At 42.6% G+C, this 2,936-nt stretch carries 1 protein-coding gene; it reads right to left on the bottom strand.

The window, feature by feature from the left end; all coding sequences use genetic code 11:
• The coding region (locus tag PLE34_RS21355; protein WP_324560508.1) for a PKD domain-containing protein at positions 1-2,352 on the bottom strand (2,352 nt) is incomplete at its 3' end.
• Positions 2,353-2,936 lie beyond the last annotated feature (584 nt).

The raw sequence follows: 2,936 nt of genomic DNA, 5'->3' as shown, positions 1-2,936 counted from the left end.
TACCTTCAGCTCAAAAGTATATACACCTTCTGCAAGACCGGTTACTGTGGTAGCAGCGCTGCCGGGTGATGTGATCTCTTCGCCTGATGGACCGGATGTCTTGCTCCATTCATAGCTGCTGATACTGCCCGATGGCGCGGTGGATCCACTACCGTCTAAGCTTACACTGTTATCTGGCAATGTTATGGTTTTATCTGCTCCTGCATCGGCTACAGGTGGTAACGGTGCCGCTTTTACCGTAATGGTAACCGAAGCGGTGGACGTAGCTCCATTGTTATCCGTTACCTTCAGCTCAAAAGTATATACACCTTCTGCAAGACCGGTTACTGTGGTAGCAGCGCTGCCGGGTGATGTGATCTCTTCGCCTGATGGACCGGATGTCTTGCTCCATTCATAGCTGCTGATACTGCCCGATGGCGCGGTGGATCCGCTACCGTCTAAGCTTACACTGTTATCCGGCAATGTTATGGTTTGAGCAATGCCTGCATCGGCTACAGGTGGTAATGGCGCTGCTTTTACCGTAATGCTAATAACAGAAGTAGAAGATAACCCTTTACTATTTGTTACTTTTAATTCAAACTTATATACGCCTTCTACAAGGCCTGTAATAGTGGTAGTAACATTAGCCGGAGCTGTAATTGTTTCATTGAGTGGGCCTGAAACCTTACGCCATGCATAACTGCTGATCATATCACCAGGTGCAGAAGAGCTACTGCCATCTAAGGTTACCGCATTGGTTGGAAGTGTTATTGTTTGTGCATTACCTGCATTCGCAATGGGAGGAACTGCCGCAGCATTTACGGTTACCGTTACTGTTGCAGCGGAGGTTGCACCATTATTATCCGTCACTTTCAATTCAAACTGGTATATTCCTTTTGTAAGTCCGTTCACTGTTGTAGAAACACCCGATGGGTTGATTATGTTTTCATTGGATGGGCCAGATAACTTACTCCATTCGTAGCTAGTAATGCTTCCTGCCGGCGCCGTGGAATTACTTCCGTCTAACACAGCACTGTTAGCGGGCAAGTCTATTGTTTGATCATTACCTGCATCGGCAATAGGAGGTACCGGTGCGGCATTAACGGTAATACTGACGGTGGCAGTTGAAGTTCCTCCATTACTGTCTGTTATTTTTAATTGAAAAACATATACGCCTTCTACTAGTCCATTTACGATAACAGATGCATTGGCAGGAGTTGTTATTGCTCCCGGAGCGGGTCCTGAAAGTTTGCTCCATTGATAAGCTGTGATGCTACCCGAGGGAGCTGTTGATTTTGTACCGTCAAGTGTTACGCTATTGGCAGGAAGGGTAATGATTTGCGCAATTCCTGCATTAGCTACAGGTGGCAAAGGAGCTGGATTAACGTTTATAGTTACAATAGCCGTTGAAGTTCCGCCTTTATTATCCGTAATTTTTAATTGAAACTGGTAGGTACCTTCTGCAAGATTAGTAACCGTTGTTTTACTACTGCCCGGAGAAGATATTGTTCCGTTCAACGGACCGGATACTTTCGTCCATGCATAGCTGCTAATCGTGCCGGCAGGAGCTGTTGATTTTGTTCCATCGAGCGTTACACTATTCAGCGGTAATGTTATCGTTTGATTAACCCCTGCATTTGCCACAGGCGGTAAAGATACAGCGCCTCCTTTTTTATGAGACAGCATCCATTCATAAACATTGAGCCCGTCTTCCCTGAAATTTGGGTCATAGGTTTTAGACCAGGCATCGTGACCGTTGGCATTAAAAATCGTTAGTTTGGCTTTTGGGTTAGGTGCCGGGATACAAGCATTTACACTTTTTACACAAGAATCCGATTTCCATGGTGGCGCTCCCGTATCGCCAGAATTGTTTGTTGCCCAGAACGGCACATTCGCTGAAGCTATATTACATGCCTCCTGCCCTCTTGGAACCACTCCTCCACAAACAAGCAGCATTGCCGCTATACGGCTGGCATTTGCTTTAGACTGGCTTGCATATCTCCAACTCATATATCCGCCTAAACTAAGTCCGGTTAGATATATTCTATCTTCATCAACTCTGTATTTGTCAATACAATATTTAATCAAACTATCAATAGAAGAAGTATAGTTGGAGGATTCTTTTGATTGTGGAGAAATTACAATAAAAGAAAAAGTTTCTCCTACTGCTGTAAAAGAAGAAGGAAACTTGCCCTGGTTTATAAGCTTGGGTGGACCATTTACTAAAACTCTTGGAAGTTGGGCCACGGAACCATCCCCGCGTTCTCCGCTCCCATGAAGAAAAACAATCATGGGGAATTTTTTGGCAGGCTGAGATGCATAATTAACAGGCAACGATTCGTAATACCCTTTTATATTCTCACCAAACGCCATATACACCGGTTTCTGTGTTTGAACCTGCGACCGGGCAAATGAAGATATAAGAAAAAGGTACAGAAAAAAAAGCAAAGGTACCCTTCGCCAAAAATGAATTTGGGTAACTGGTTTCATGGTTTTTCGGGTATTCGGATTACTAAAACAGTATGAACTTATTTTAAACTAAATATTGAACGCTTAATTTTAGGCGTACGTATACTAATTCTTCAATTACGTCGTAAAAAACACCTCTCTTCAGCGATAATTATCATACAATAATTTTTAAAAAACAGGCACGCTTATATCCGGATCAAACAAAATGCCACAACGCTACCCTGTATAGGCTTTATATTATCCAATGATAAAAAGGAGCAATAAACAATCAAATCATAAGCATAAAAAAACTGCCCCAAAAAAATCATTTTGGGGCAGTTTTGCATCTAAATTACCTGCAGCCTATAGCTATTGTTTCAATATCTTTATTGCCTTTTTGTATTTATTATCCACAATAATTTGTCCGATATAAGTACCAGGTGCAAGTTTAGAAACATTAAACGTTTTACTTACAACACCTGAAGCGTCTTTAACAAACTCTTGCTGCA

It is taken from the genome of Agriterribacter sp. (genome assembly GCF_035445465.1).
GTDB lineage: Bacteria > Bacteroidota > Bacteroidia > Chitinophagales > Chitinophagaceae > Agriterribacter.
Note: the sequence above shows the minus strand (reverse complement) of the source record. Positions and strands in the feature narration are given on the sequence as shown.